The sequence below is a fragment of the Corynebacterium hansenii genome (assembly GCF_030408795.1).
Classification (GTDB): Bacteria; Actinomycetota; Actinomycetes; order Mycobacteriales; family Mycobacteriaceae; genus Corynebacterium; species Corynebacterium hansenii.
Genome location: NZ_CP047211.1, coordinates 2796493 through 2822736 on the forward strand (window position 1 = coordinate 2796493; position 26244 = coordinate 2822736).

20 protein-coding genes are annotated in these 26244 nt (G+C 70.1%); 15 read left to right on the plus strand and 5 right to left on the minus strand.

Annotation, left to right across the window (positions count from 1 at the left end; all coding sequences use genetic code 11):
• Positions 1–91: 91 nt before the first annotated feature.
• The 3 genes from CHAN_RS12420 to CHAN_RS12430 all read right to left on the minus strand — a co-directional run bounded on the left by CHAN_RS12420 (position 92) and on the right by CHAN_RS12430 (position 3202).
• A complete protein-coding gene (locus CHAN_RS12420; RefSeq protein ID WP_290290200.1) occupies positions 92–1420 on the minus strand; it encodes an ABC transporter substrate-binding protein in 1329 nt (442 codons plus the stop codon).
• 94 nt (positions 1421–1514) lie between these two features.
• Entirely contained in the window at positions 1515–2351 is an 837-nt protein-coding gene (locus CHAN_RS12425) for a carbohydrate ABC transporter permease (RefSeq protein WP_290290202.1), read from the minus strand.
• The gene (locus CHAN_RS12430) at positions 2348–3202 is read right to left on the minus strand and encodes a carbohydrate ABC transporter permease (RefSeq protein WP_290293522.1); all 855 of its coding nucleotides are present in this window, start codon (positions 3200–3202) and stop codon (positions 2348–2350) included. The genes CHAN_RS12425 and CHAN_RS12430 overlap by 4 nt, the downstream gene beginning before the upstream one ends.
• Before the next feature lie 284 nt (positions 3203–3486).
• Between CHAN_RS12430 and CHAN_RS12435 the strand changes: the two genes are divergently transcribed.
• The 3 genes from CHAN_RS12435 (at position 3487) to CHAN_RS12445 (ending at position 8535) form a co-directional block, all read left to right on the plus strand.
• Positions 3487–3780, plus strand: coding sequence for a rhodanese-like domain-containing protein (locus CHAN_RS12435; RefSeq protein WP_048739815.1), 294 nt, complete (start codon positions 3487–3489; stop codon positions 3778–3780).
• A gap of 151 nt (positions 3781–3931) precedes the next feature.
• The gene (locus CHAN_RS12440) at positions 3932–4549 is read left to right on the plus strand and encodes a MarR family winged helix-turn-helix transcriptional regulator (RefSeq protein WP_290290205.1); all 618 of its coding nucleotides are present in this window, start codon (positions 3932–3934) and stop codon (positions 4547–4549) included.
• The gene (locus CHAN_RS12445) at positions 4546–8535 is read left to right on the plus strand and encodes a Pls/PosA family non-ribosomal peptide synthetase (protein WP_377748494.1); all 3990 of its coding nucleotides are present in this window, start codon (positions 4546–4548) and stop codon (positions 8533–8535) included. Before CHAN_RS12440 ends, CHAN_RS12445 begins: the two co-directional genes overlap by 4 nt.
• Positions 8536–8628: 93 nt before the next feature.
• Here the strand turns inward: CHAN_RS12445 and ppk2 are convergent, their stop codons facing one another.
• Entirely contained in the window at positions 8629–9528 is a 900-nt protein-coding gene (gene ppk2, locus CHAN_RS12450; RefSeq protein ID WP_048739813.1) for a polyphosphate kinase 2, read from the minus strand.
• Positions 9529–9895: 367 nt separating this feature from the next.
• Between ppk2 and CHAN_RS12455 the strand changes: the two genes are divergently transcribed.
• Positions 9896–10879: a DUF559 domain-containing protein gene (locus tag CHAN_RS12455; RefSeq protein ID WP_290290209.1), complete on the plus strand. Its 984-nt coding sequence runs from the start codon at positions 9896–9898 to the stop codon at positions 10877–10879.
• 1200 nt (positions 10880–12079) lie between these two features.
• Here the strand turns inward: CHAN_RS12455 and groL are convergent.
• On the minus strand, positions 12080–13708 hold the full coding sequence (gene groL / locus CHAN_RS12460) for a chaperonin GroEL (RefSeq protein WP_048739811.1): 1629 nt from the start codon (positions 13706–13708) through the stop codon (positions 12080–12082).
• Between the two features lie 535 nt (positions 13709–14243).
• Between groL and CHAN_RS12465 the strand changes: the two genes are divergently transcribed.
• The 11 genes from CHAN_RS12465 to CHAN_RS12515 all read left to right on the plus strand — a co-directional run bounded on the left by CHAN_RS12465 (position 14244) and on the right by CHAN_RS12515 (position 26238).
• Complete coding sequence (locus CHAN_RS12465; protein ID WP_290290212.1) at positions 14244–15437, plus strand: acyl-CoA dehydrogenase family protein; 1194 nt, start codon at positions 14244–14246, stop codon at positions 15435–15437.
• Positions 15434–16501 carry a phosphotransferase family protein gene (locus CHAN_RS12470; protein ID WP_290290214.1) on the plus strand — a complete coding sequence of 356 codons (1068 nt, stop codon included), beginning with the start codon at positions 15434–15436 and terminating at the stop codon, positions 16499–16501. Before CHAN_RS12465 ends, CHAN_RS12470 begins: the two co-directional genes overlap by 4 nt.
• A 72-nt stretch (positions 16502–16573) precedes the next feature.
• A complete protein-coding gene (locus CHAN_RS12475) occupies positions 16574–17314 on the plus strand; it encodes an SDR family NAD(P)-dependent oxidoreductase (RefSeq protein ID WP_290290216.1) in 741 nt (246 codons plus the stop codon).
• 27 nt (positions 17315–17341) lie between these two features.
• A complete protein-coding gene (locus CHAN_RS12480; RefSeq protein WP_290290218.1) occupies positions 17342–18760 on the plus strand; it encodes a dipeptidase in 1419 nt (472 codons plus the stop codon).
• A gap of 272 nt (positions 18761–19032) precedes the next feature.
• Entirely contained in the window at positions 19033–19581 is a 549-nt protein-coding gene (locus CHAN_RS12485; protein WP_053088034.1) for a 2-isopropylmalate synthase, read from the plus strand.
• A 114-nt stretch (positions 19582–19695) separates the two neighbouring features.
• Entirely contained in the window at positions 19696–22674 is a 2979-nt protein-coding gene (locus CHAN_RS12490) for a Na+/H+ antiporter subunit A (RefSeq protein WP_290290222.1), read from the plus strand.
• Complete coding sequence (locus CHAN_RS12495) at positions 22671–23165, plus strand: Na(+)/H(+) antiporter subunit C (protein ID WP_048739805.1); 495 nt, start codon at positions 22671–22673, stop codon at positions 23163–23165. Before CHAN_RS12490 ends, CHAN_RS12495 begins: the two co-directional genes overlap by 4 nt.
• Entirely contained in the window at positions 23155–24843 is a 1689-nt protein-coding gene (locus CHAN_RS12500; protein WP_290290226.1) for a Na+/H+ antiporter subunit D, read from the plus strand. Before CHAN_RS12495 ends, CHAN_RS12500 begins: the two co-directional genes overlap by 11 nt.
• A complete protein-coding gene (locus tag CHAN_RS12505; protein ID WP_290290228.1) occupies positions 24840–25466 on the plus strand; it encodes a Na+/H+ antiporter subunit E in 627 nt (208 codons plus the stop codon). Before CHAN_RS12500 ends, CHAN_RS12505 begins: the two co-directional genes overlap by 4 nt.
• Positions 25466–25861, plus strand: a complete 396-nt coding sequence (locus CHAN_RS12510) for a monovalent cation/H+ antiporter complex subunit F (RefSeq protein WP_353959818.1) — start codon at positions 25466–25468, stop codon at positions 25859–25861. The genes CHAN_RS12505 and CHAN_RS12510 overlap by 1 nt, the downstream gene beginning before the upstream one ends.
• Positions 25861–26238: a monovalent cation/H(+) antiporter subunit G gene (locus CHAN_RS12515; protein ID WP_290290230.1), complete on the plus strand. Its 378-nt coding sequence runs from the start codon at positions 25861–25863 to the stop codon at positions 26236–26238. The genes CHAN_RS12510 and CHAN_RS12515 overlap by 1 nt, the downstream gene beginning before the upstream one ends.
• Positions 26239–26244 lie beyond the last annotated feature (6 nt).

Genomic DNA, 26244 nt, shown 5'->3' on the forward strand with positions numbered 1-26244 from the left:
GATGGTGTTCGGGCGCCGGCGGTCGGCCGGCGCGGAAGTCGTGGCGGGGCGGCGGCGCCGGTCGTTCGCCGGCCGCCGCCCCGGGCCGAAATCAGAGCTTCGGCTTGATGTCGCGCTCGTAGGTGCCGGTCAGTTCCTTCTCCAGCGCGGACAGGGTCGGCTCGATGCCGGCGCCGGTCAGCAGGATGGTCTCCAGGGCGTCGCCGATCTTGCGGTCGCCGTTGGGGATGAACACGCGGGCGTTGTCCTGCGGGCGGGTCTCCGGCAGCTGCTCCACGGCGGTGCGGAAGTTCGGGTTATCCTCCATGAACTTCTTCTGCTCGGCATCGTCGACGGCGTCCTTGCGCACCGGCATGTAGCCGACGTTGCGCGACCAGTACGAGGTGTTCGCCGTGTTGGTGATGAAGTCGATGAACTTCGCGGCGTTGTTCTGGCGCTCCTCGGAGATGCCGGCCGGGATGGCCAGGCCGGCGCCGCCGGTCGGGCAGCCGCCGTCGCCCTTGGGGTTCGGCAGGAAGGCGGTGCCCACCTCGAAGTCGGCGGTTTCCAGGATGCCGGCGAGGTCGCCGGTGGAGGCGACCACGGAGCCGAGCAGGCCGGTGCCGAACTCGTTGGCCAGGTCGTTGGACACGGTCGCCCACCCGTCGTCGACGGTGGACTTCAGCCACTCGACGGCCTTGACGGTTTCGGGGCTGGTCAGCTTCATGTCCCAGCCGTCGGAGTAGGCGCCACCGAGGGTCCACAGCGGGCCGGAGAAGGTCCAGGACAGGTAGTCGACGGCGTTGCCCCAGCCATGGGCGTGCTCGCGGCCGGACATCTTGTCCTGGAGCTTCTTGCCCCACTCGGTCATTTCCTCCCACGACTCGGGGCCGCGGTCGGGCAGGCCGGCCTTCTTCCACAGGTCCTTGTTGTAGTAGAACAGCGGCGTCGATCGGGCGAACGGCATGGCGTAGTGGCCGCCGTTGAGCGCGTAGTCCTCGTAGAGGCTCTCGACGTAGGTGGAGGTGTCCACGCCGGCGCGCTTGGCGACGTCGTCGATGTTGGCGATCTGCTCGTTGAGCGCGAAGTTGAACCACCACACGTCGGACAGCACGACGACGTCGGGCAGGTCGGTGCCGGACAGCGCGGCGTTGAACTTCTGGCCGAGTTCCTCGTAGTTCTTGCCGCCGTCGACCAGGCGGACCTTGAGGTCGGGGTTCTCCTTCTCGAAGCGGGAGATCAGCTCCTCTTCGATGGCCTTGGAGCTGGCCAGGTGGTTGGACCACCAGACGATGGTGTTGGGGTCGCCTTCGGCTCCGCCGCCCCCGCCGCCGGTGCCCGCGCACGCGGTCAGGGCGGCGCCGGCGCCGGTGAGGCCCAGCAGGGCGAGGAAGGTGCGGCGGTTGACGCCGTTGGGCAGTCGCTGCGCGTGGTCGTTCATCGGGGGTTCCTTTCGGGGGAGCATGTGCGGGGTTCCGGGCTTTGCGACGTCTGGGGCGGCGCGGGACCCGAGCCGAGGTGCCGGGGCGAGGGGGTCATCCCTTCACCGCGCCCGACGTGAGGCCCTTGATCATGTATTTCTGCAGGGCCAGGAAGAGCAGGAGGACGGGGATCATGGTCATGATCGTGGCGGCCATGACCGGGCCCCAGTTGGAGACGCCGTCGTTGTTCTGCAGCATGGTCAGGCCGACCGGCAGGGGCGCCGAGGCCTCGGTATCCGCCATGAGGAACGGCCAGAGGTACTGGTTCCACTCGTTGACCACGGTGATCATGGAGAACGCCACGAGCGTGGGCAGCGAGATCGGCAGCAGCACCTGGAACAGCAGGCGGAACGGGCCGGCGCCGTCCATGCGGGCGGCTTCGACGATCTCGTGCGGGATGGACATGAAGTGGTTGCGCATGAGGAACGTGCCGAACGCGATGCCCGCCAGGGGGATGATGATGCCCTGGTAGGTGTCGCGCCACCCGAGCTGGCTGACGAGCGCGTAGTTGGAGATCACCGTGACCTCGCTGGGCACCATCAGCGCCGAGATGACCAGGATGAAGACGAGGTTGCGGCCCGGGAAGCGCAGGATCGCCAGGGCGTACGCGGAGATCACGCCGAGGATGATCTTGATGGTGCACAGGATCACCGTGATGATGATCGAGTTGCGGAAGTACGCGAGGAACGGCACGCGCTCCGTCGCGTCCGCGTAGTTCTGCGGGTGCCATTCGTCCGGGAACCAGCGCACGGGGACCGAGTAGATGTCGCCGTGCTGCTTGAGGCTGGTCAGGACGATCCAGATCAGGGGCAGGCCGATGAATGCCACGGCGAACGCCATGCCCAGGTAGCCGACGATGCGCCAGCCGATGCCGCGTTCGGTTCCGATCATGCCCGCACGTTCTCCTTGTCCATGTAGCGCACCTGGATGAGCGTGACCGCCAGGAGGATGAGGAAGAGGATGGTCGCGATGGTCGCGCCGTATCCCGCCCGGAAGTTGACGAAGGTCTCGTTGTAGACCTGGAAGACCAGCGTCGTCGTCCCGCCGTCCTGCGGGCCGCCGCGGGTCATCGTGTTGATGATGTCGAAGACCTGCACCGAATTGAGGGTGACGGTGATGGACAGGAAGAACGTCGTCGGCCGCAGCTGCGGCAGGGTCACCTTGCGGAATCTGGTCCAGGCCCCGGCGCCGTCGATGGCGGCGGCCTCCGACAGGTCGCGGCTGAGCCCCTGCAGCGCGGCCAGGTAAATGACGAAGGTGTAGCCGAGGTTCTTCCACACGAAGGTGAACGTCACCATGAACAGGGCCCACTTGGGGTCCTGGTAGAAGTTCGGGCTGTCCGCGCCGATGCGCTCGAGCAGGTCCTGGACCAGGCCGAAGTTCGGGTCGAAGACGAATTGGAAGGCCACGCCGATGGCGGCGCCGGAGATGACGAAGGGCGCGAACACCATCGAGCGCACGGCGTTGCGGCCGCGCAGTTTCTGGTCGAGCAACAAGGCCAGGAGCAGGCCGAGGACCATGGATCCGATCACCGCGAAAAACGTGAAGAAGGCCGTGTTGTACAGGATCTTCGCGGTATCGCTGCGCGTCGCCCATTCCACGTAGTTGTCGAACCCGATGAACCTGGACGTCGGCGACGAGATGTTCCACTCGAAGAAGGACAGCCGGATGTTGTCCAGCAGCGGACGGTAGGTGAATACACCCAGCAGGATCAGGTTCGGGGCGAGCAGCAGCGCCGCCAGGAGCCATTCGCCGGTCCGGGCCCGCCGGGCCCTGGCCTCGAGCTTCTCCTGGGAGCCGGTACCCGCGTCCGAGTCCGCGCCAAAATCCGCGTCCGGGCCCGTCTCGACGCCGGGCCGCTCCGGTTCGATCCCATTGCTTTCCACAAATGATCACCATGTCCCGCTCGGGTTGAATCAAGGGTACGGGAGGATGAACATTTGTTCACCAACCAATTACGCGCGGGTGAACCGCCAGGTCGAGGCCCCCTCTTCCGTTCCCGATCCCCTCCCTTACAATCGGCGCCATGGAATTCATCCCCGTCAGCGAAGTTCCCGACGACGCGCAGATCATCGACGTCCGCTCGAAGATGGAGTGGGACGAGGGCCATCCCGTGGGCGCCACGCACATCCCCATGGAGGAGATCCCCTCCCGCTACGGCGAGTTCGATTTCGACCGCGACATTTACCTGATGTGCCGTTCCGGCGGCCGCTCGGCGCAGGTGTGCCAGTGGCTGGAGATGAACGGCATCGACGCCATCAACATTTCCGGCGGCATGATCGATTGGGAGCACGCCGGCCGGCCGATCGAGAAGGCCTGACCCGGGCGGAGAGCCCGCAACCGCACGCCCCAGCACCGCTTTACGACGGCCGTCGTAAAGCGGTTTCCCCGTCCGATCCGCTCCCGCCGTAAACATTCGGTGGGGGCGGCCCCATTATTGGAATCCGCGCACATGTGCATATGATGGGGACATGCCAACGAAAAAGGAATCCCGGGCCGACCGCCCGGCCCCCATCATGCCGGAGGCGGTGACGTCGACCGCGGCGTGGGCCATCCGGCGCCTGGACGCCGAGCTCGGATCCGCGATCGACGGCGTCCTGGCCGACCGGGCGCAGGACCCCGCCCTCACCGTGCGCGGGTACTGGCTCCTGGAGGCGATCGGCCCCGCCCCCGCCCACTCGCAGCGCGAGCTGTGCGACCTGCTGTGCATCGACCGGTCCGACATGGTCCGCCTCATCGACGTCCTCGAGGGCGCCGGGCTGGTCGAGCGCGTCCGCGACACCACCGACCGGCGCCGCCAGCTCGTCGGCCCCACCGCCGAAGGGGCGGAACTCCGCGACTCCATCCGCGCCGGCATCGCCGACGCCGAGGCCCGCGTGTTCGCCGCCGCCCCCGCCCCCATGCGCGCCGCCCTGGCCGCCGCACTGAGCGCGGCCGACGCCGCCGACGGACAATCGGGGGCGAACCCCGAATCGGCCCCCGTCGCCGGGGAGCCCGCGGAAACCGCGGAACCCGCCGACGTCGACGGGACGCAGAAGAAGCCGAAGAAGAAGCGGAAGAACAAGAAGAAGGGCGGCAAGAGGCAGTGAACGACGTGACTGATCCGATCCGGTCCGGATACCTGCGCGGCGACCTCGCCGCCCCCGAACGGACCCTCATCGACATCCTGCGCGCCACCGCCGCCGAGCACCCCGAGGCGGCCGCGCTCGACGACGGCGACGTCGTGCTCACCTACTCGGACCTGTTGGCCGAAATCGACGAGACCGCCGGCTGGCTCGGCGAGCGCGGCATCGGCGCCGGCGACCGCGTCGGCGTGCGCATGCCGTCGGGCAACCGCGAACTGTACGTGGCCATCCTGTCGATCCTCGCCGCCGGCGCGGCCTACGTGCCCGTCGACGCCGACGACCCCGACGAGCGCGCCGAAATGGTCTTCGGCGAAGCCGGCGTCGCCGCGTGGTTCGGCGCCGACGGCCTGCACGTGACGCCGGGCCACGTCGCGGCGGAACCCGCCCGCATGCCCGTGCCGGACGACGACGCGTGGATCATCTTCACCTCCGGCTCGACGGGCAAGCCGAAGGGCGTGGCGGTCACCCACCGCAGCGCCGCGGCGTTCGTCGACGCGGAGTCCCGCCTGTTCCTGGCCAACCACCCCGACGGCCCGCTGGGCCCGGAGGACCGCGTGCTCGCCGGCCTGTCCGTCGCCTTCGACGCGTCCTGCGAGGAAATGTGGATCGCCTGGGCGCACGGCTCCTGCCTGGTGCCCGCCCCGCGCTCGCTGGTGCGCTCCGGCATGGATCTGGGCCCGTGGCTGATCTCGCGGTCCATCACCGCGGTGTCCACAGTGCCGACGCTCGCCGGCCTGTGGCCCGCCGAGGCCCTGGATTCGGTGCGCCTGCTCATCGTCGGCGGCGAGGCCTGCCCGGCCGAGCTGGTCGAGCGCCTGTCGACGCCCGAGCGCGAGGTGTGGAACACCTACGGCCCCACCGAGGCGACCGTCGTCGCCTGCGCCGCCGAACTCGAGCCCGGCGCGCCCGTGACCATCGGCCATGCCCTCGACGGCTGGGATCTGGTCGTGGTCGACGCCGAAGAAAGGCCCGTGGCCGTCGGCGAGGTCGGCGAGCTGGTCATCGGCGGCGTCGGCCTGGCCCGCTACCTCGACCCCGAGAAGGACGCCGAGAAGTACGCCCCCATGCCGTCGGTCGGCTGGGACCGCGCCTACCGCACCGGCGACCACGTCCGCCTGGAGCCCGAGGGCCTGCACTTCGTCGGCCGCGTCGACGACCAGGTGAAGATCGGCGGCCGCCGCATCGAACTCGGCGAGGTCGAGGCCCACCTGGCCGCCCTGCCGGGCGTCACCCAGGCCAGCGTGCAGGTCCGCCAGACCGCCGGCGGCCAGGACATCCTGGTCGGCTACGTCGGCGCCGGCGGCAACGCCGCCAACGTCGACGCCGATGCCGCCGCCGAGCGCCTGCGCGCCGAGATGCCCGCCGCCATGGTCCCGCGCCTCCACGTCATGGACGAACTTCCCGTGCGCACCTCGGGCAAGGTGGACAAGGACGGCCTGCCCTGGCCGCTGCCCACCGACGGCGCCGCGGTGGACGACGCCGCCCTGGCGGGCCTGTCGCCCGTCGAGGCCTGGCTCTCCGGCATCTGGGCCGAGGTCCTGGCCGTGCCCCCGCCGGGCGCGGCGGCCGACTTCTTCGCCCTCGGCGGCACGTCGCTGGCCGCGGCGACCGTCGTCGCCCGCATGCGCGAGCGCGCCCCGCAGGTCGCCGTCCGCGACCTCTACGACCACCCGCGCCTGGGCCGGCTCGCCGAAGAGCTGGAGTCCCGCGGTCTCACGCTCGACGATGGCTCCGCGGATGGCGCGGCGGACGCGGAACCGAAGCGCGTCGTCAAGCCCGTCCCCCGCTCGACCCGCCACGCGCAGTCCCTGTCCATGGTGCCGCTGCAGACCATCCGCGCCGCGAAGTGGATGACGTGGCTGGCCGTGCTCAACTGCATCGGCCACGCCATGGGAGCGCCGTTCACGCTGCCCGTGCCGTGGTGGCTGGCGCTGGTGCTGGCGCTGCTGTTCATCACGCCGCTGGGCACGCTGCCGCTGACTGCGCTGGCCACCCGCGCCCTGATGCGCGGCGTCACGCCGGGCGACCACCCGCGCGGCGGCAAGGTGCACATGAAGCTGTGGGCCGCCGAGCGGCTGGCCGACGCCTCCGGTGCCCGCGGCGTCGGCGGCGCCCCGTGGATGCTCTGGTACGCCCGGGCGCTCGGCGCCGAAGTGGGCAAGGGCGTGTCGCTGCACACCCTGCCGCCGGTGACGGGCTTCGTGTCCCTCGGCGACTACTGCTCCGTCGAACCGGAGACCGACATCTCCGGGTACTGGGTCGACGGCGACGTCGTGCACGTCGGGCGCATCGAGATCCGCGACGAAGCCCGCATCGGCGCGCGCTGCACCCTCATGCCGGGCACCGTCGTCGGCGAAGGCGCCCACGTCGAGGCCGGCTCGTGCGTCACCGGCGCGAAGAAGGTCAAGGCCGGCGCCCGCTGGTCGGGCTCGCCCGCGCGGAAGGTCGGCCGCCCCAAGCGCCGCTTCCCCGTCGAGGCCCCGCCGCGCCGTTCCTACTGGCTGCCGGTCTACGGCGTGTCCGCGCTGGTGCTGGCCCTGGTGCCGGTGGCGGCGCTGGGCACGGCGGCGGCGATCATCGGCTCCGGCGCGTCGTCGGCCACCACGTGGGCGGGCGCCGTCGGCCTCGCGTTCGCGTGGACGGCCCCGGCCGCCATCGCCGCGGTGGCGGTGTACGCGCTGCTGACGCTGATCCTCGTGCGCCTGCTGTCCATCGGCCTGAAGCCCGGCGTGCACCCCGTCCGCTCGCGGGTGGGCTGGCAGGCCTGGGCGACCGAGCGCCTGATGGACGCCGCCCGCACCGACCTCTTCCCGCTCTACGCCTCGCTGCTCACCCCGTGGTGGATGCGCGCGCTGGGCGCGAAGGTCGGCCGCGACGCCGAGATTTCCACGGCGGTCGTGCTGCCGAAGTTCGCCGACATCCGCGAGGGCTCCTTCCTCGCCGACGACACCATGGTCGGCGGGTACGAGCTCGGCGGCGGCTGGCTGCTGCTCGAGGAGACCCGCATCGGCCGCCGCTCGTTCCTGGGCAACTCCGGCATCGCCGGACCGGGCCGCAAGCTGGGCAAGAATTCGCTGGTCGCCGTGCTGTCGTCGACGCCGAAGAAGGCCAAGGCCGGCTCCAACTGGTGGGGCTCCCCGCCGGAGCGCCTGCGCCGCGTGGCCGTGGAGGCCGAGGGCGGCGAGGACCGCACCTACAGCCCGGGCTTCGGCGTGAAGGCCGCGCGCGGCGCCGTCGAGACCCTGCGCCTGCTGGCCCCGATCACGTCGCTGGCCCTGGCCGTGCTGGTGCTGCTGGCCATGCAGGGCACCGCGGTGGGCGTGGCCGCGCTTGCCGACGCCGTGGTCGGCGCGGACGGGTCCGGCCAGCAGTTCCTCGCCGTTCTGGTCGGCCTGTCGGCGGCGTGGTTCATCGGCTCGCCGGTGCTGCTCACCGCGGGTCTGCTGGGCATGCTGATCACCGTGGCCATGAAGTGGATCTGCGTGGGCACCCACCGCAAGGGCGAGCACGTCCTGTGGAGCCGCTTCGTGTGGCTCGACGAGCTGCAGGACACCTTCGTCGAGACCGTCGCCGCCCCCTGGTACCTGGTGCCCGGCACCGGCACCGGCGGACTGAACCGCGCCATGCGCTGGCTCGGCGCCGACGTCGCCCACGGCGTGTGGCTAGAGTCCTACTGGCTGCCCGAAACGGACCTGTGCCGCATCGGCGAAGGCGCCACCGTCGGCCGCGGCTGCGTGGTGCAGACGCACCTGTTCCAGGACCGCGTCATGAGCCTCGACACCGTCGAACTCGCCCCCGGCTCCACCCTCGGCCCGCACTCCGTGGCGCTGCCGGCGTCGCGCCTCGGCGAGTCGACGACCATCGGCCCGGCGTCGCTGGTCATGCGCGGCGACGTCGTCCCCGCCGGCACCCGCTGGCAGGGCAACCCCATCGAGCCGATGAAGGAGTAGGGCGCGCCACCCCGCGAACGAAACGGCCCCCGCACCGGATGGTGCGGGGGCCGGGCCGTCGCAAAGCAGCTGGCGCGAAGCGAAAAACCGCCGCTAGTCGCCGATCTGATCGCGCCCGCGGAGGACGATCTTCGGGTCCGGGTCGCCGACGAGCTCATGGTCCTTGTTCGTGTACTCGAACTTCGACAGCACGTACCGCATCGCGTTGATGCGGGCGCGCTTCTTGTCGTTCGACTTGATGGTGATCCACGGCGACTCGTCGGTGTCGGTGTAGCGGAACTGCTCTTCCTTCGCCCGGGTGTAATCGTCCCAGCGGTCGAGCGAGGCGAGGTCCATCGGCGACAGCTTCCACTGGCGCACCGGGTCGACCTGGCGGATGGCGAACCGCGTGCGCTGCTCCTTCTGCGTCACCGAGAACCACAGCTTGGTCAGCGAAATCCCCGACCCCAGCAGCATGTTCTCCAGCATCGGCACCTCGCGGAGGAACTCGGCGTGCTGCGACTCCGTGCAGAAGCCCATCACGCGCTCGACGCCCGACCGGTTGTACCAGGAGCGGTCGAAGAAGACGATCTCGCCGGCCGACGGGAAATGCTGGATGTAGCGCTGGAAGTACCACGACGTCGACTCGCGCGGCGACGGCTTCTCCAGCGCGACGGTGCGGGCGCCGCGGGGGTTGAGGTGCTCGTTGAAGCGCTTGATGGTGCCGCCCTTGCCGGCGGCGTCGCGGCCCTCGAAGAGGATGATGTGCTTCTGGCCGGTTTCCTTGGTCCAGTTCTGCCACTTCAGCAGCTCGATCTGGAGGGCGCGCTTGGTCTTTTCGTATTCCTTGCGCGTCATGCGCTCTTCGTACGGGTAGTTCTCGCGCCACGTCTGCACCGGTTCACCCGACGGGGTGACCAGCACCGGGTCGTCCTCGTCCGAGTCGTCGACGACGTATCCCTCGGTCGCCGCCAGGTCGACGATGTGGAAGTCCTCTTCGTTCGTGTCAGCCATGCCTTGAGTCTACCCGCGCGACGCCCCCGATTCGGGGCGGTGAGCAGTGGCGCGGGCCACGCTTTGGGCGCGGGTGCGCTTTTCGGGGGCGTCCGGGCGGGCGGGAGGGTGCCCCCGCGGTGGGTGCGCGCCGCTTTCGTTGCTTTGCGACGCTCACCGGGTGCCGGTTTCCGTCGTCACGCGGTCTTTGGGGTGGGCGTCGGCGGGGTTCGTGTCATGTGGCCGACGGTCCCGGATGGCGGCATCGCCCACCTGGGGTTTCGAGGGGCGGTTTCCATGAGCGTCGATCGGATGACACGACGGCCGAAAGACACCCCGGCAGTCGGCCCACCGGGCGCCCGCGGCGGTTCCGTGCCACGATGCGCCCATGGACCATTCGGGGGGACGGTCCCGCGGCGGCGACGCGCGCCCGGGGGATTCGAGCGGTGCGCGGTCGGTCGAGCCACCGACGACGTGGACGCGCGGGCAACTGACGGAGCTGGGGCTGACGCGCGGGGATTTCACGGTGGCGCTCGACCGTGGGTGGCTCGTGAGAGAGGGGCGGGGGAGGTACCGCGTCGTCGTCGGCAAGCTGCGCCTGCGCATGGAGTTGGTGCTGGTCAGGTCGCCGAACGCGGTGTTCTCCCATCGCACCGCGGCGTTCGCGCACGGGCTGAAGAAGCGCGAACCCGCGGAGCTCGAGGTTATCGTCCCCCGCACGCGGAGCAGCCCGCGCGGCGCGAAGGGCCATCCGCGCGGTCGGGTGCAGTGGGCGCCGGTCGCCGGGCTGCCGTTCACGACGGTCGCGCAGACGCTCGCCGATCTCCTCGACGTGTGGCCGGCGCGGGCGGTGGCGGAGACGATCGACGCGCGGTTCCCCACCATGGATTCGCGGGCCGCGGTTCTCGCGGATGCGCGCCGCCTGCCCGCGCGGCACGCGAACCGTGTTCTGCCGCTGCTGGCCTGGGCACCGGAGAACCGCAGGTCGAAGATCGAGGGGCAGCTCGCGCGTGCGGTGCAGATGCGCGGGTGGACGGTGCGGCTGAACGTGACCATCGGCCCGTACATGTGGGACATCTACATCGTCGAGGCGAACCTGGTGGTGGAGTTCGATTCCGTGCGATTCCACACAGATGAGGAGGTGTTCCGCGTCGACCGCGCCCGCCAGAACAACTTGGTGCGTCGGGATGTGACCATTCTCCGGTACACGGACTACGACCTCGAGCACCGTTTCGAGCACGTCGTCGATGAGATCTGCGACGAGGCCGCCCATGCCCTCGGCGCCCCGCGCTCGCCGTCGCGGTGGGATGCGAAGCATTGCCGGGACATCTACTTCAATCTCGAGGTCGAGAACGGCTGGCGATACCGGTAGCGGGGGTCGGTGGGTGGGGTGGCGGAGGGGGGAATGCCTGCGCGTATGCCCGGGCGTGCGCGCTCATCTCCGGCCCGAATCGCGCGTGTAATTCCAACCCCTGATCAGGCCGAATTACAACTCTGGCCGGGCCGACTGTTGTCATTCACACCCGTGGCACGGCATCTCATGCCATATGCAAGAACGTGATGTCATGCCACGCGCAAGCACGTCATCTCATGTAATCCGGCTTCGCGCCAAGACAGCTCGCCTTGTGCCCAGGCGTGGCGAAGGCGTTCGTGTCATTTGATCAACGCTCCCGAGTAGCACTCCTGACCACCAGCGGTTATGACGGACGGTTTCCATGAGTGTTGATCAAACGACACGACGGCCGGCGCAAAACCCCGAATAACCTCCCTGGTTTGCGCAAACGCCACGCTCACGCAGGCCAAGCATGATCGGCACGCTCACGTCGGTCGGCGCCAACGGACGCGACGGAAAAGCGCGGTCTACGGAAAAGCACGCGCCACGGAATAGCACGATCCGCAGCCGTCCCGACGGAACTTTTGCTTTCCGACGCCGCCCGGGTTCCCCTTCGTCGCAAAGCAGGGTCCTCGGCGGCACGCGGATTCGGTCCGCCCGCTCGCGTGACCTCGTGTCCGTGACCAAATGCCATGGGGAAGCACGTCATGTCATGTGATGTGAATCCATGGCATGTCACCTCATGCCATATGCAAGAACGTCATGTCACGCGCAAGCACGTCATCTCATGTAATCCGGCTTCGCGGCATGGCAGCTCGCCTGGTGCCCGGGCGTGGCGATGGCGTTCGTGTCATCTGATCAACGGTCCCGAGTAGCACTCCTGACCACCAGCGGTTACGACGGGCGGATTCCACGACCGTCGATCAAATGACACGACGGTCGGCGCGATGGGCAGGGCGGTCGGCGCGATGGGCAGGGCGGTCGGCAAACTGTGAGGAAGAAGTGGCGGTGACCGGCGCGAAATGGCCAAAGTGAAGGGGAAACCGGCCACCGGCAGGACATGGACGACGCCGGGCATGCGAAAAGGCCCCGCACCACACCGAAATCGTGTGCTGCGGGGCCTTCTCTACGAGGCCCTTCTCTACCTGCGCTTTCCGGCGCAGCCCGCGTCTCCCCCGGTAAACCCACCGGAAGCGGACGGAAGCGAGACCGGGCGAACCGGCCAGGCGGGCCGGGGACTTAGAAGCCGCCCATGCCGCCCATCTCGTCGCCGCCCGGCATGGCCGGGGCAGCCGGCTCGGGCTTGTCGGCGACGACGGCCTCGGTGGTCAGGAACAGCGCCGCGATGGACGCCGCGTTCTGCAGCGCCGAGCGGGTGACCTTCACCGGGTCGTTGATGCCGGCGGCCATCAGGTCGACGTACTCGCCGGTCGCGGCGTTGAGGCCCTCGCCCTGGGGCAGGCCGGAGACCTTCTCGGACACGACGCCCGCCTCCAGGCCGGCGTTCAGGGCGATCTGCTTCAGCGGGGAAGCCAGGGCGGCGCGGACGATGCGCACGCCGGTGGCCTCGTCGCCGGTGAGGCCCAGCTCGTCGTCGAGGACGTGGGCGACCTGCAGCAGGGCGGAGCCGCCGCCGGCGACGATGCCCTCCTCGACTGCAGCCTTGGCGTTGCGCACGGCGTCCTCGATGCGGTGCTTGCGCTCCTTCAGCTCCACCTCGGTGGCGGCGCCGGCCTTGATGACGGCGACGCCGCCGGCCAGCTTCGCCAGGCGCTCCTGCAGCTTTTCGCGGTCGTAGTCGGAGTCGGAGTTCTCCAGCTCGGCGCGGATCTGGTTGACGCGGCCCTCGATGGAGGCCTGGGCGCCGGCGCCCTCGACGATGGTGGTGTCGTCCTTGGTGACGACGACCTTGCGGGCGCGGCCCAGCAGCGGCAGGTCGGCGGTCTCGAGGGACAGGCCGACCTCCTCGGAGATGACCTGGCCGTCGGTGAGGATGGCGATGTCCTGCAGCATGGCCTTGCGGCGGTCGCCGAAGCCCGGGGCCTTGACGGCGACGGACTTGAAGGTGCCGCGGATCTTGTTCACGACGAGGGTGGACAGGGCCTCGCCCTCGACGTCCTCGGCGATGATCAGCAGCGGCTTGCCGGACTGCATGACCTTCTCCAGCAGCGGCAGGAGGTCCTTGATGTTGGAGATCTTGGCGGAGACCAGGAGGATGTACGGGTCCTCCAGGACGGCTTCCTGGCGCTCGAGGTCGGTGGCCATGTAGCCGGAGATGTAGCCCTTGTCGAAGCGCATGCCCTCGGTGAGCTCGAGGTCGAGGCCGAAGGTGTTGGCCTCCTCGACGGTGATGACGCCTTCCTTGCCGACCTTGTCCATGGCGGTGGCGATGAGCTCGCCGATGGCCGGGTCGCCGGCGGAGATGCCGGCGGTGGCGGCGATCTGGTCCTTGGTCTCGATGTCCTTGGCGGTGGCCAGGAGCTCGGCGGTGACGGCGTCGACGGCCTTTTCGATGCCGCGCTTGATGCCCATCGGGTTGGAGCCGGCCGCGACGTTGCGCAGGCCCTCGGAGACGAGGGACTGGGCGAGGACGGTGGCGGTGGTGGTGCCGTCGCCGGCGACGTCGTCGGTCTTCTTGGCGACCTCCTTCACCAGCTCGGCGCCGATCTTCTCGTAGGGGTCCTCGAGCTCGATCTCACGGGCGATGGACACGCCGTCGTTGGTGATGAGCGGGGCGCCCCACTTGCGCTCCAGGACGACGTTGCGGCCCTTGGGGCCGAGCGTCACCTTGACGGCGTCGGCCAGCGTGTTGAGGCCCTTTTCGAGGCCGCGGCGGGCCTCCTCGTCGAATGCAATGATCTTGGCCATGAGGCTGCGATCCTCCGTTGATGGTCGACGACACTTTGACGGTGCTGGCCCGACGCCCGCGACGGCATGCGACCGCGGTAAGTGTCACCCGCGGCCTCGACCGGCCCAGCTGTTTCGTTTCACGTTGTTGGCACTTGCTCAACGCGAGTGCTAATCCCCGTTTCTAGCACTCGGCACATGCGAGTGCAAGACATGCCGGGTTCGCCAAGGCTTTTGCTTTGCGACGCCCACGGGCAGCCCCGAGCGGCCCGAGCTTCGGCGGCACTGCGCGGACCATTCCGACCACCCCGACGGCCCATCCCCCTCGGGCACCACGCGCATCACGCCGGCCGCCGCCACACATCCCCACCCCCGCGAACCCGCCGGCCCACACCCGGTTTCCACCATCCCATTGTGACCCCCGACACAGTCATATATCTTATATGAAACGAAGGTCACGGGCGCATGCGGCGCCGGCGCACAGGCCGGAACGCATCGCCCGCCGGCCCCGCTCGACGCAATCGACCGGACCCGACACCCGAACCGAGGACCCACATTGGCTGACAACCAGGCACCGGACGCAGATCTGGCCGCCCGCACGCTCGAATTCATCAAATCCGAGATCCTGCCGCTGGAAGAAGAGCACGGCGGCGACATCACCTACGGCGACGACCTGCGCGTCCACATGCAGGATCTGGCGCGCAAGGCCGGGGTGTTCGCGCCCCACGCCCCGAAGGAGTACGGCGGCCACGGCCTGAACATGGTCGACCGCGCCCCCGTTTTCGAGGCCGCGGGCTACTCCACCTTCGGCCCGACGGCCCTGAACATCGCGGCCCCCGACGAAGGCAACGTGCACATGCTCGCGCACGTGGCCAACGAGGAGCAGCGCGAGCGCTTCCTCGCCCCGCTCGCCCGCGGCGAGGTCCGTTCGGCGTTCGCCATGACCGAGCCCGCGCCCGGCGCGGGCGCCGACCCGGCGGCCCTGGCCACCAAGGCCACCCGGGTGGGCGACCGCTGGCGGATCGACGGCAAGAAGGTCTTCATCACCGGCGCCGACGGCGCGGGCTTCTTCATCATCATGGCGCGGACCTCCGGTGAGCCGGGCGACCGCGGCGGCGCGACGATGTTCCTGGCCGACGCCACCGAGCCGGGCATCGAGGTCGTCCGCCACATCAAGACCTCCGACACGTCCATGGTCGGCGGCCACTGCGAGGTCGTCTTCGACGGGCTGGAGCTCGGCGACGACGCCGTGCTCGGCGAGGTCGACGAGGGCTACCGCTACGCGCAGGTCCGCCTCGGCCCGGCGCGCATGACCCACGTGATGCGCTGGCTGGGTTCGGCCCAGCGCGCCCACGACATCGCGCTCGAGCGCTGCGTGACCCGCCGCCTGTTCGGCGAGCGCCTGGGCGACCTGGGCATGGCGCAGCAGATGATCGCCGACAACGAGATCGACCTCGCCGCCACCCGCGCGCTGCTGCGCCGGGCGTGCGAGGACCTCGACGCCGGCGATCTGGGCACCACGAACACGTCGATCGCCAAGGCCTTCGGCGCGGAGGCCATCCACCGCGTCGTCGACCGGTCCATCCAGCTGTGCGGCGGCCTGGGCGTCTCCGACGACCTGCCGCTGGCACGCCTGCTGCGCGAGGTCCGTCCCTTCCGCATTTACGACGGCCCCTCGGAAGTCCACCGGTGGTCCATCGCCAAGCGCGCCGTGTCCGCCACCCGCCGCCGGATGGGGGTGCCGAAGTGAACGCGTCCGATTCCCTGACCCGCGAGGCGCTGCCGCTGGGCCCGCTGCGCGACTACCTGGAAGGCAAGGCCGCCGACGGTGCGGGCCTCGTCGTCAAGCCGGAGATCGTCGGCGAGCTGACCGCGACCCGCCTGACCGGCGGCAAGTCCAACCTGACGTTCCTCGTGGAGGACGAGGGCGGGCACCGCTGGGCCGTGCGCCGTCCGCCGATGGCCGGCGTCACGCCCTCCGCCCACGACATGAAGCGCGAATTCACCGTGATGAGGGGCCTGGGCGGCACCGACGTGCCCGTGCCCGAGATGATCGCGCTGTGCACCGACGAGTCCGTGATCGGGGCGCAGTTCCTGGTCTCCGGGTTCGTCGACGGGCGCATCATCCGCGCGGCCTCCGACCTCGACGGACTCTCCGACGCGCAGCTCGACGCCGCCATCAACGGCATGGTCGGCGCCCTGTCCACCCTCCACGCCACCGACTACCGGGCCGCCGGGCTCGGCGAATTCGGCCGCCCCGAGGGGTACCTCACCCGCCAGGCGAAGCGCTGGCTCAAGCAGTGGGGCCACGTGAAGGCCGAGGAGATCCCCGACGTCGAGCGCCTGGGCAACGCCCTCCTCGACCGCGTGGTCGCGGTGGAGGCCGAGGCGCCCGCGCCGTCGGTGGTCCACGGCGACTACCGCCTGGACAACGTCATGCTCGACCACGACGACCCGGGCAAGATCCTCGCCATCGTCGACTGGGAGCTGTCGACGCTCGGCGACCCGCTGTCCGACGTCGCCATGATGTGCGCCTACCGGTCCCCGCAGCTCGACCGGGTCCTCGGCTTCGACGCCGCCTGGTCCGCGCAGCGCGTCCCCTCCCCGGACGAACTCGCGCAGCGCTACGCCACGGCCACCGGTTCCACCCTGCCGAACTGGGACTTCTACCTGGCGCTGGCCTACTTCAAGATCGGCGTCATCGCCGCCGGCATCGCCCACCGCACCCGCCAGGGCGCCGACGCGGGCGAAGACGACGCCGGGTCGACGGTGCCGGAGTACATGTCGCTGGGCCTCGCCGCGCTGGGCGGCTAGCGCTTCTCCCCGCAGCACGCCGCACCCGAACGAAACAGCGCACCCGAACGAAACAAAAGGAAAACCCCGATCATGACCCACACCCCCTCCGCCCTGGTCACGGGCGCCACTCGAGGCATCGGCCGGGCCATCGCCGACCGGCTCGCCGCCGACGGCTGGGCGCTGACGCTGGTGGCCCGCAACGCCGACGCCCTCGCCGACACCGCCGACGCCCTGCGCGCCGCCGGGTCGCCCGACGTGCTGGTCTGCCCCGCGGACCTGTCCGACGCCGATTCCGCGGCGGCGCCGATCGCCGCGCACGGCGAGAAGTACGGTTCCCTGGACGCGCTGATCCTCAACGCCGGCATGGGGCTGCGCGCGCCGTTCGCCGACATGCCGCTGCGGCGCTTCGACAAGCTGTTCGCCATCAACGTCCGCGCGCCGTTCGTCATGATGCAGGCGGCCACGCCCCTGCTGACCGCCGCCGCGGAGGCGCGTCCCGACAAGGGGGCGAAGGTCGTCGCGCTGGCGTCGTCGACGGGCGTGTACGCCGAAGAGGGCTACGCGGCCTACGGTGCCTCGAAGGCGGCGCTGATCAGCATGCTGGAGACGTACACCATCGAGCACTCCGGCGCGGGCGTCATGGCCACCACCCTGTCCCCGGGGTACGTGGACACCGACATGACCGACTGGGTCGACGAGCAGACCCGCGCGACCATGCTCTCCGCGGACGACCTCGCGGTGATGACGACGGCGCTGCTGGACCTTTCGTCGCGGGCGTTCGTCAAGAACATCACGCTCACGCGGGCCGGGACGCCGGGGTACGGGGCCTGATCCGCGGGCGCGCCTATGCTGGCGCGCATGAGCACCGCTGACATGCACGACGCCGACATCGACCCCGCCCTGATCTCCGCCCTGCGCGACCGCGTCGCGGCCGACCGGGACACCATCCGGCAGCAGTTGTCGGAGCTGGTGGCCTTCCCGTCCGTCCACGGCGACGAGGCCACCGCCGCCGCCTGCCGCGACGCCGCCGCCCACGTGGCGGAGCTGTTCGCGGACGCGGGCGTGGACCTCGATTCGCACGTCACGGTCGACGGTTCCATCGCGCTGACGGGCCACATCCCGGCGCCGGAGGGCCGCCCGACGGTTCTCCTCTATTCCCACTACGACGTCCAGCCCGCCGGCGACGTCGCCGCGTGGACGGATGACCCGTGGACGCTGACGGAGCGCGACGGCCGCTGGTACGGCCGCGGCACGGCGGATTGCAAGGGCAACGTGGTCATGCACCTCGCGGCCCTGCGTGCCCTGCGCGCGCTGCGGGAGCTTGCCGACGACCCGGCGTCGCCCGTGGAGCTGCCCGGGATCAGGATCGTGGTGGAGGGCTCCGAGGAGCGCGGCTCGGCCGGCCTGGAGGACCTGACGCGGACGCGGCCGGAGCTGTTCCGGGCCGACGTCATCCTCATCGCCGACGTGGGCAACGTGGCCGTGGGCCGCCCGACCTTGGTGACCACGCTGCGCGGCAGCGCGGACGTCGACGTCACCCTGGAAACGCTGGCGGGGCCGGTGCACTCCGGCATGTTCGGCGGCGCCGCCCCCGATGCGCTGGCGGCGATGATGCGCCTGCTCGACTCGCTGCGCGACGAAAACGGCGCGACGCGCATCGACGGCCTCGACTGCGGCCAGACGTGGGAGGGCCTGGGCTACGACGACGCGATGTTCCGCTCCGACGCCGGGGTGCTCGACGGAGTGGAGCTGATCTCCGACGGCTCGGACGCGACCGTGGCGGATCTGACGTGGGCGCGCCCGGCGCTCATCGTCACCGGCATCGACTGCCCGCCGGCCACGAACGCCGTCAACGCCATCCCCTCCTCCGTCACCGCGCACCTCAACCTCCGAGTGCCCCCGGGCATGGACCCGCGGGAGGCGCAGGACAAGCTCGTGGCGCACCTGGAGTCCCATGTGCCATGGAACGCCCGGATGGAGATCGAGCGCGACGTGCTGGCGTCGTCGTTCAGCGCGAACGTCGAAGGCGACGTCGTCAAGCATGTCGAAGCCTGCCTCGCCGCGTCCTACGGACGCGAGACCGAGCGCATGGGCGAGGGCGCGTCGATCCCCCTGTGCGCGACGCTTCTCGACGCCGTGCCCGACGCCGACATCGTCCTCTACGGCGTGGAGGAACCGCAGTGCCGCATCCATTCGGCGGACGAGTCCGTCGACCCCCGCGAGATCCGCGACATCGCCGTCGCCGAAGCCCTGATCCTGGCCACGATCGGGCGGTGATTCACGCCCGAATCCCCGTTACGGGTGGGGACCGGGTGTGACGCGCCGCACCTCCGATCGGCGCGTTTTCTTGCGGGCCGCACCCGCGTTGTTCTACGGTTGCCCACATGCAGAAGAACATTCGACTTACGCGAGTAGCCGAGGCTACGAACCCCGGTGGAGGCATGGACTGACCCCTCCACACGGGGTCTCTGGCCGCTACGCACCCACGCATCCATGGGTCGGTCCACCAAATTTCTTCTTCTCTGGACTTATCCGAAGGACCGCACAGAATGTTCACCACCCGCACGCACAAGAACACCTCGACGACGATGACCTATAGCGGGAAGCGCCCCTCCGCGAAGGCGGCGTCCACCTCCCGCACCTTCACCGAGGACCCCTTCCGCGCCCGCTTCGGCCACCGGCTGCCGCGCGGCCTGCGCCAGGAGGCGCGGGGCATGGACTGGCGCACGTTCATGACCACCTACTCGCCCACCGGCGGTTCGCTGGCCATCCGCGAGTTCACCTCCGTCAAGGGCCTGGCGGGCCGCGCGACCTACCGCGCGACCATCACCACCGGCCGCGGCACCGACGCCGAGCGCACCGAGCTGCGCGAGGTCACCGCGATGGGCCCCGTCTCCGCGGTGACCAACCTGATGGCCGACTCCGGCTACCGCGTCGAGATCCTCGAGTTCCACCAGTTCGAGATCTTCGAGGCGACCGCGACCTTCCTGTACGCGACGCACAACAAGAGCTCCGTCTGGGCCATGGGCTTCGGCACCACGCCGGAGGCGGCGACCATGACCGCGATGACCTGCGCGGCGAATCGCCTGCACGGGTGACGCGCACGCGGCGCGCTTTCCCCGCCCGACCCGGGCACTTTCCGATCACCCTCGGCATTCGCCGAGGGTGATCGCTGTTGCGGACACGTACTCCTTTTCAGCATGATTGGTGGAGTGACCATCATCCTGTGCCTCCTCATCGCCACTGCGGCGGCGGCACCTTGGGTGATACGCGGTCTCGGCAGGCGCGGGTTCCCCGTTCTCGCCCTGCCCCTGGCGGCGGGCGCCGCCTGGACCGGCTCGCACCTGGTGGGCCATGCGACGGCCGGGCCCGGAGCGCCGCATCCCGTTCCCGTCGAGCGGTTCGAGTGGATGCCGGCCGTCCACCTGGACATCGTGCTGCGGCTGGGCCCGCTGGAATCGCTGTTCGGCACGCTGGTGCTCGTCGTCGGCGTGCTGGTCCTCGTCTATTGCGGCGGCTATTTCCACGACGCCCCGCCCGGCAAGCGCCGCCGGATGGGTTCGTTCGCGGCGCAGATGGTGATGTTCGCGGGGTCGATGTACGGCCTCGTCGTCGCCGACAACATGCTGCTCATGTACGTGTTCTGGGAGATCACGTCCGTGCTGTCGTTCCTGCTGGTCGGCTACTACGCCGAGCGCGCGTCGTCGCGCCGCTCCGCCGGCCAGGCCCTGTTGGTGACCACGATGGGCGGGCTGGTCATGCTCGTGGGCATCATCCTCATGGGCCACACGACGGGATCGTGGGAGTTCTCGGCGCTGACCGCGCCGGATGCCCAGAGCTGGGCGGAGCTGAACGACCCGGCGATCGCCACTGCGGTGGTGCTGCTGGTCCTCGGCGCCCTGACCAAGTCGGCGATCGCCCCGTTCCACTTCTGGCTGCCCGGCGCGATGGCGGCCCCGACTCCGGTGTCGGCGTTCCTGCATTCCGCGGCGATGGTGAAGGCCGGCGTCTTCCTGGTCGCCCGCCTGTCGCCGACGTTCGGCGCAACGGAGACCTGGCATCTGGCGATCATCCCGCTGGGCCTGGTCACCATGGTGATGGCCGGCTGGATGGCGCTGCGGCAGAAGGACCTGAAGCTGGTGCTGGCCTATGGCACGGTGTCGCAGCTGGGGTTCATCATCACGGTGGCGTCGATAGGCACGCGCGCGGCGATGCTCGCGGCGCTGGCGCTGACGCTGGGCCACGCGATGTTCAAGGCGACCCTGTTCATGATCGTCGGCGCCATCGACCATTCGACGGGCACGCGCGACGTGCGGCAGCTGTCGGGGCTGGGCGCCCGCCGCCCGCAGCTGGCCATCATCGCGGGGCTGGCCGCGGCATCGATGGCGGGAGCGCCGCCGCTGTTCGGGTTCGTGGCCAAGGAAGCCGCGCTCGGGGCGGTGCTGGAGGCCGATCCTCTGCGCGGCATGCCGGGCGTCTTCACCGCGATCGGCCTGGTGGTGGGGTCGATCCTCACCGTGGCGTATTCCCTTTATTTCATGCGCGCGGCGTTCGCCACGAAGCCGCAGACGCATTCGTCGGGCGGCGGGACGTCACGGGCGGTCGAGGAAATGCGGCGCCCGAGCCCGCTCATGACCGCCCCGGCCTGGCTGCTGGCCGTCGCCGGGTTGGCGACGGGCCTGCTGCCCGGGCTTTACGACGCCGTGATCCGCCCGTACCTCGTCGCCGCCTTCCCGGATTCGGCGGATGACCCCCACCTGGCCCTGTGGCACGGCTTCACGGTGCCGCTGGCGCTGACGGCGGTCATCCTGCTGACCGGCGCGATCATGCACTGGCAGCGGACGCTGGTCCGGGAGCTGCAGTTCGAGAAGCCGGCGCTGGGCGACGCCGACGTCGCCTACGACTGGATCCTCGACTTCGCCCGCCGCCTGTCGCTGCGCGTCACCGCGTTCACGCAGCGCGGTTCGCTGCCGCTGACCGAGGCGACCATCTTGGGCGTCTTCATCCTGCTGCCGATCGCCGCGCTGGTGGTCGGCGACCGCGATGACCTGCGCATGGAGCTGTGGGACACCGCGCCGCAGGGCGCGGCGGCGCTGTTGATCATCATCGCGGCGCTGGCGGCGACGCGGATGCGCAACCGGCTGTCGGGCGTGATCATGGTCGGCGTGACGGGGTACGGCCTGGCCATCGTCTTCGCGCTGTACGGCGCCCCGGACCTGGCGCTGACGCAGCTGCTGGTCGAGACCATCACCATGGTCGTGTTCGTGCTGGTGCTGCGCACCCTGCCGCCGAAGACCACCGATCAGCCGACCGGCCTCGAGCGCGCCCGCGCGTGGCTGGCCGTCGCCGTGGGCGCCGCCGCGGCGGTCATCGGCGCGTTCGCCATGGCCGCGCGGGGCACCGACCCCGTCTCGGGGGAGATCCCGCGGATCGCGCTGGAGGACGGCCACGGGGCCAACGCGGTCAACGTGCTGCTCGTGGACATCCGCGCGTGGGACACCTTCGGCGAGATCTCGGTGCTGGTGATCGTGGCCGTGGGCATCGCGTCGCTGGTGTTCCGCACGCACACGGTGCACAACCTGCCGCGGGTGACCACCCGCCGCACGCGCCGCGAGCGCAACCCGCGCTGGCTGGCCACGTCGGGGTCGCGGGTCGACGCCGGCCGCCGCCCCCTGATGGTCGTGGTGTCCACGCGCTTCCTGTTCCCGTCGATGATGGCGCTGTCGCTGTACCTCTTCTTCGCGGGCCACAACGCCCCCGGCGGCGGATTCGCCGGCGGCCTGGTCGCATCGCTGGCCATCACGCTGCGTTACCTGGCCGGCGGCCGCTACGAACTGGCCGAGACCATCCCGTGGTCGACGGACAAGATCCTCGGCACCGGCCTGGGCGCCTCGGCGCTGGCGGTGTTCTGGCCGATGATCGTCGGGTGGCCGCCCCTGGCCAGCCACATCGTGGACCTGGAGCTGCCGCTGATCGGCGAGATGCACCTGGTGTCCCCGCTGCTTTTCGACGTCGGCGTCTACCTCATCGTCATCGGCACCGTCACCTACATCCTGCGCAGCCTCGGCGGCCGCATCGACGTGGAGACCGACCGCCGCGCCGAGCGCGCCCGCTCGCGCCGCGTGGCCCTGACCAAGCTGGGCCGCACGCGCCAGTTCCGCTACAAGTCCGGGAAGGAGGCCGCGAAGTGATCATCAACTTCGTGCTGCTGGCGACGGTGGCCGTGCTCATCGCGACCGGCGTGTACCTGTTCCTGGACCGCGCCATGACCAAGATGCTCATGGGCGCCCTGCTGATGGGCAACGGCATCAACCTGCTCATCCTCATCGCCGGCAATCCGGGCGACCCGCCGATCTGGGGCCGGGGTTCGGGCGCCGGCGGCGAGACGGCGGATCCGCTGCCGCAGGCGTTCATCCTGACCGCCATCGTCATCACCATGGGGCTGGCGGCGTTCCTGCTGGCGCTGGCCTACCGCCAGCACCGGTACCGCGTCGGCGATCAGGTGCAGGACGACCGCGAGGACCAGTTCGTGGCCATGCGCCGCCCGGACGACCCCTCGGCGGCGCCGGACCACGACCGCTCGGACGACCCGACGACGGGCCGGCCCACCGAGGCCGGCGACAAGTTCGGCCCGGACAGCTTCGAGAAGCCCGTGGAGGAGGACGATTCCGGTGACGACTGAGCAGCTGATCCTCTTCCTCATCCCCATGCCGGTGCTCATCCCGGCGGTCACCGCGGGCCTGGCGCTGCTGTTCTCGCGGCGCCCGCGCCTGCAGCAGCTGCTGAGCATCGCCGCGCTGGTCCTCCTGCTGGTCCTGGCGGTCTGGCTGGTGTACCTGGTGCAGGTCAACGGCATCCACACGGTCCAGATCGGCGGGTGGAATTCGCCGATCGGCATCACGCTGGTCGCCGACGGCCTGTCGACGGTCATGATCGCCGTATCGCAGCTCGTGCTCTTCGCCGTCCACTGGTTCGGCATCGGGCAGGGCATCCGGGACGGCGACGACGATGACCCGATCTCCGTGTTCGTGCCCACGTACATGCTGCTGAACATGGGCGTGTCCATGGCCTTCCTGGCCGGCGACCTGTTCAACATGTACGTCGGCTTCGAGGTGCTGCTGCTGGCGTCGTACGTGCTGTTGACGCTGGGCGCATCGGCGTCGCGCATCCGCGCGGGCGTGAGCTACGTGATGGTGAACCTGCTGTCGTCGATGGTGTTCCTCATGGCCATCGGCTTCGTCTACGCCTCGGTGGGCACGGTGAACTTCGCCCACGTGTCCATCCGCATGGAGGAGCTGCCGTCGGGCACCCGCACCGCCATCTTCGCGGTGCTGCTGGTCGCGTTCGCCGTGAAGGCGGCGGTGTTCCCGCTGTCGTCGTGGCTGCCGGACTCCTACCCCACCGCCCCGTCGATGGTCACGGCCGTCTTCGCGGGCCTGCTGACGAAGGTCGGCGTGTACGCCATCATCCGCTCCCGGTCGGTGATGTTCCCCGACGGCGCGCTGGACGGGGTGCTCATGTGGGCGGGCCTGGCGACGATGGTGATGGGCATCCTCGGCGCCATGGCGCAGAACGACATCAAGCGGCTGCTGTCCTTCACGCTGGTGTCGCACATCGGCTACATGATCTTCGGCATCGCCCTGGGCAACGAGCTCGGCCTGTCCGGCGCCATCTTCTACATGGTCCACCACATTCTGGTGCAAACGGCGCTGTTCCTGGTGGTCGGCCTCATCGAGCGCCAGGCCGGCTCGTCGTCGCTGCGCCGCCTGGGCGGATTGGCCAAGGCCTCCCCCCTGCTGGCGCTGCTGTACCTGGTGCCGGCGCTCAACCTCGGCGGCATCCCGCCGTTCTCCGGGTTCCTGGGCAAGATCATGCTCATCGAGGCCGGCGCCCAGTCGGGCACGGCCACCGCGTGGGTGCTCGTCGGCGGTTCGGTGCTGACCTCGCTGCTGACCCTGTACACCATGGTCATCGTCTGGTCGAAGGCGTTCTGGCGCGACCGCTCCGACGCCCCCGAGGGCGGCACCGCCCTGGCCAGGGTCTCCCCGCTGCGCGAGGACACCCGCGTCGTGTCGCTCGAGGAGCGCGAGGACGTCGGCCGCATGCCCTTCGGCATGGTCGCCCCGACGGTGTTCCTCGTCGCCGCATCCGTCGCCGTCACCGTGATGGCGGGCCCGCTGTCCGGCGTCTCCGACCGCGCCGCCGCCAACGTCTCCGACGTCGACGGCTACCGGTCGGCGGTGCTCGGCGTCCGCGACCACGACGACCAGAGCGCCCTGCCCGAACCGGGCCGCACGCTCGATCCCGCCCGCGCCCGCGACGGCGGCGGGGACTCCGTGGAGAAGGAGGAAGACCGGTGAGCGTCGGCAAGCGGAAGATCCGCGAACTCGAGGAGGAGCGCCGCAAGAGCCGGCCGTCGTTCATCCTGTTCGTATGGCTGATCGTCATGTGGCAGCTGCTGTGGGGCGAGGTCACGTGGGCGAACGTCGCCGGCGGCATCGGCGTGGCGCTGCTGGTGTCCATCTTCGTGCCCATGCCGCGCGTGCCCGTCAGCGACATCAGCGTGAATTGGCCGGCGATGATCGGGCTCTTCGCCACGTTCTTCGTCGACTTCATCGTCGCGTCGTTCACCGTCGCGTGGCTGGCGCTGCGGCGCTCGGACCCGCCGCCGAGCGCCGTCGTCGAGGTCCCCATGCGCACGCGCGACGACCTCACGCTCGCCTCGGCCATCGCGCTGATCAACCTGCAGCCCGGCGGCCTGGTCATCGACATCGACAACCGCCGCAAGACAGTCACCATGCACCTGCTCGACGGGTCGTCGACCGGGCGCATCGACAAGACCATCGCGCAGCTCGGCCGGCTGGAGCGTCAGGTCGTGCGGGCCTTCGAGAACAGGGAGCTCGACGACGCCCCCGCCCCCGGCGACTTCGGCCACGACCACGCGGGCGTCCGGGCCGACGCCGCGGACCGGAAGGAGGACTGATGGACCCGCAGCTCTATTCCACCCTGCTGGCCGTGACGGCGGGCCTGTACTTCGTCGCCTCGCTCATCGCCCTGGGGCGGCTGCTCGCCGGACCCAACTCGATGGACCGGCTGGTGTCCCTGGAGTCGATGATCGCGATGTCGCAGGGCATGCTCGCCGTGTACATCGCGTGGTCGATGGACACGTCCGTGGCCTACGCGATGCTGGTCATCGCGCTGCTCGGGTTCATTTCCTCGCTGTCGGTCGCGCGCTTCCGCGTGCCGGACAAGCGCCCCCGGGCGACGGTCCGCGCGTCCTCGCGGGAGGCTTCCCGCGAAGCGTCGCGCGACGCCGCCCAGCAGGCCGCGCGCGAGGAAGACCTCAAGCACGTCGACGAGAAGGAGGACCATTTCTGATGCTCATCGTGGACGTCATCTCCATCACGCTGATCCTCGGCGGCGGCTTCTTCTGCTTGGCGACGGCCTTCGGCCTGGCCCGGTTCCGCGACACCATCGGCCGCATGCACGCGTCGACCAAACCGCAGACGCTCGGGCTGTCCATGACGCTGCTGGGCACCGTGCTGCACATCTTCGCCAACGGCGGCGGGGGCGCCACCGTCGCGGGCGACCTGGGCATGATGCTGCTCATCGTGCTGTTCGCGCTGATGACCTCGCCAATCATCGGCAACCGGCTGGGCCACGTGGCGCAGAAGGAAGGCCTCATCGACCGCGCGGCGCTGTCCCGCGACGACGAGACCGAGCCCCGTCTCCGTCCCGCGCCGCGGGGCGACTGAATCGGC

What these genes read in the sequence shown, in the direction of transcription:
- CHAN_RS12420 (WP_290290200.1), bottom strand. Translation starts at nt 1,420, where the DNA reads ATGAACGACCACGCGCAGCGACTGCCCAACGGCGTCAACCGCCGCACC.
- CHAN_RS12455 (WP_290290209.1), top strand. Translation starts at nt 9,896, where the DNA reads ATGGACCATTCGGGGGGACGGTCCCGCGGCGGCGACGCGCGCCCGGGG.
- CHAN_RS12475 (WP_290290216.1), top strand. Translation starts at nt 16,574, where the DNA reads ATGACCCACACCCCCTCCGCCCTGGTCACGGGCGCCACTCGAGGCATC.
- CHAN_RS12510 (WP_353959818.1), top strand. Translation starts at nt 25,466, where the DNA reads ATGGACCCGCAGCTCTATTCCACCCTGCTGGCCGTGACGGCGGGCCTG.
- CHAN_RS12425 (WP_290290202.1), bottom strand. Translation starts at nt 2,351, where the DNA reads ATGATCGGAACCGAACGCGGCATCGGCTGGCGCATCGTCGGCTACCTG.
- CHAN_RS12435 (WP_048739815.1), top strand. Translation starts at nt 3,487, where the DNA reads ATGGAATTCATCCCCGTCAGCGAAGTTCCCGACGACGCGCAGATCATC.
- CHAN_RS12480 (WP_290290218.1), top strand. Translation starts at nt 17,342, where the DNA reads ATGAGCACCGCTGACATGCACGACGCCGACATCGACCCCGCCCTGATC.
- CHAN_RS12485 (WP_053088034.1), top strand. Translation starts at nt 19,033, where the DNA reads ATGTTCACCACCCGCACGCACAAGAACACCTCGACGACGATGACCTAT.
- CHAN_RS12440 (WP_290290205.1), top strand. Translation starts at nt 3,932, where the DNA reads ATGCCAACGAAAAAGGAATCCCGGGCCGACCGCCCGGCCCCCATCATG.
- groL (WP_048739811.1), bottom strand. Translation starts at nt 13,708, where the DNA reads ATGGCCAAGATCATTGCATTCGACGAGGAGGCCCGCCGCGGCCTCGAA.
- ppk2 (WP_048739813.1), bottom strand. Translation starts at nt 9,528, where the DNA reads ATGGCTGACACGAACGAAGAGGACTTCCACATCGTCGACCTGGCGGCG.
- CHAN_RS12515 (WP_290290230.1), top strand. Translation starts at nt 25,861, where the DNA reads ATGCTCATCGTGGACGTCATCTCCATCACGCTGATCCTCGGCGGCGGC.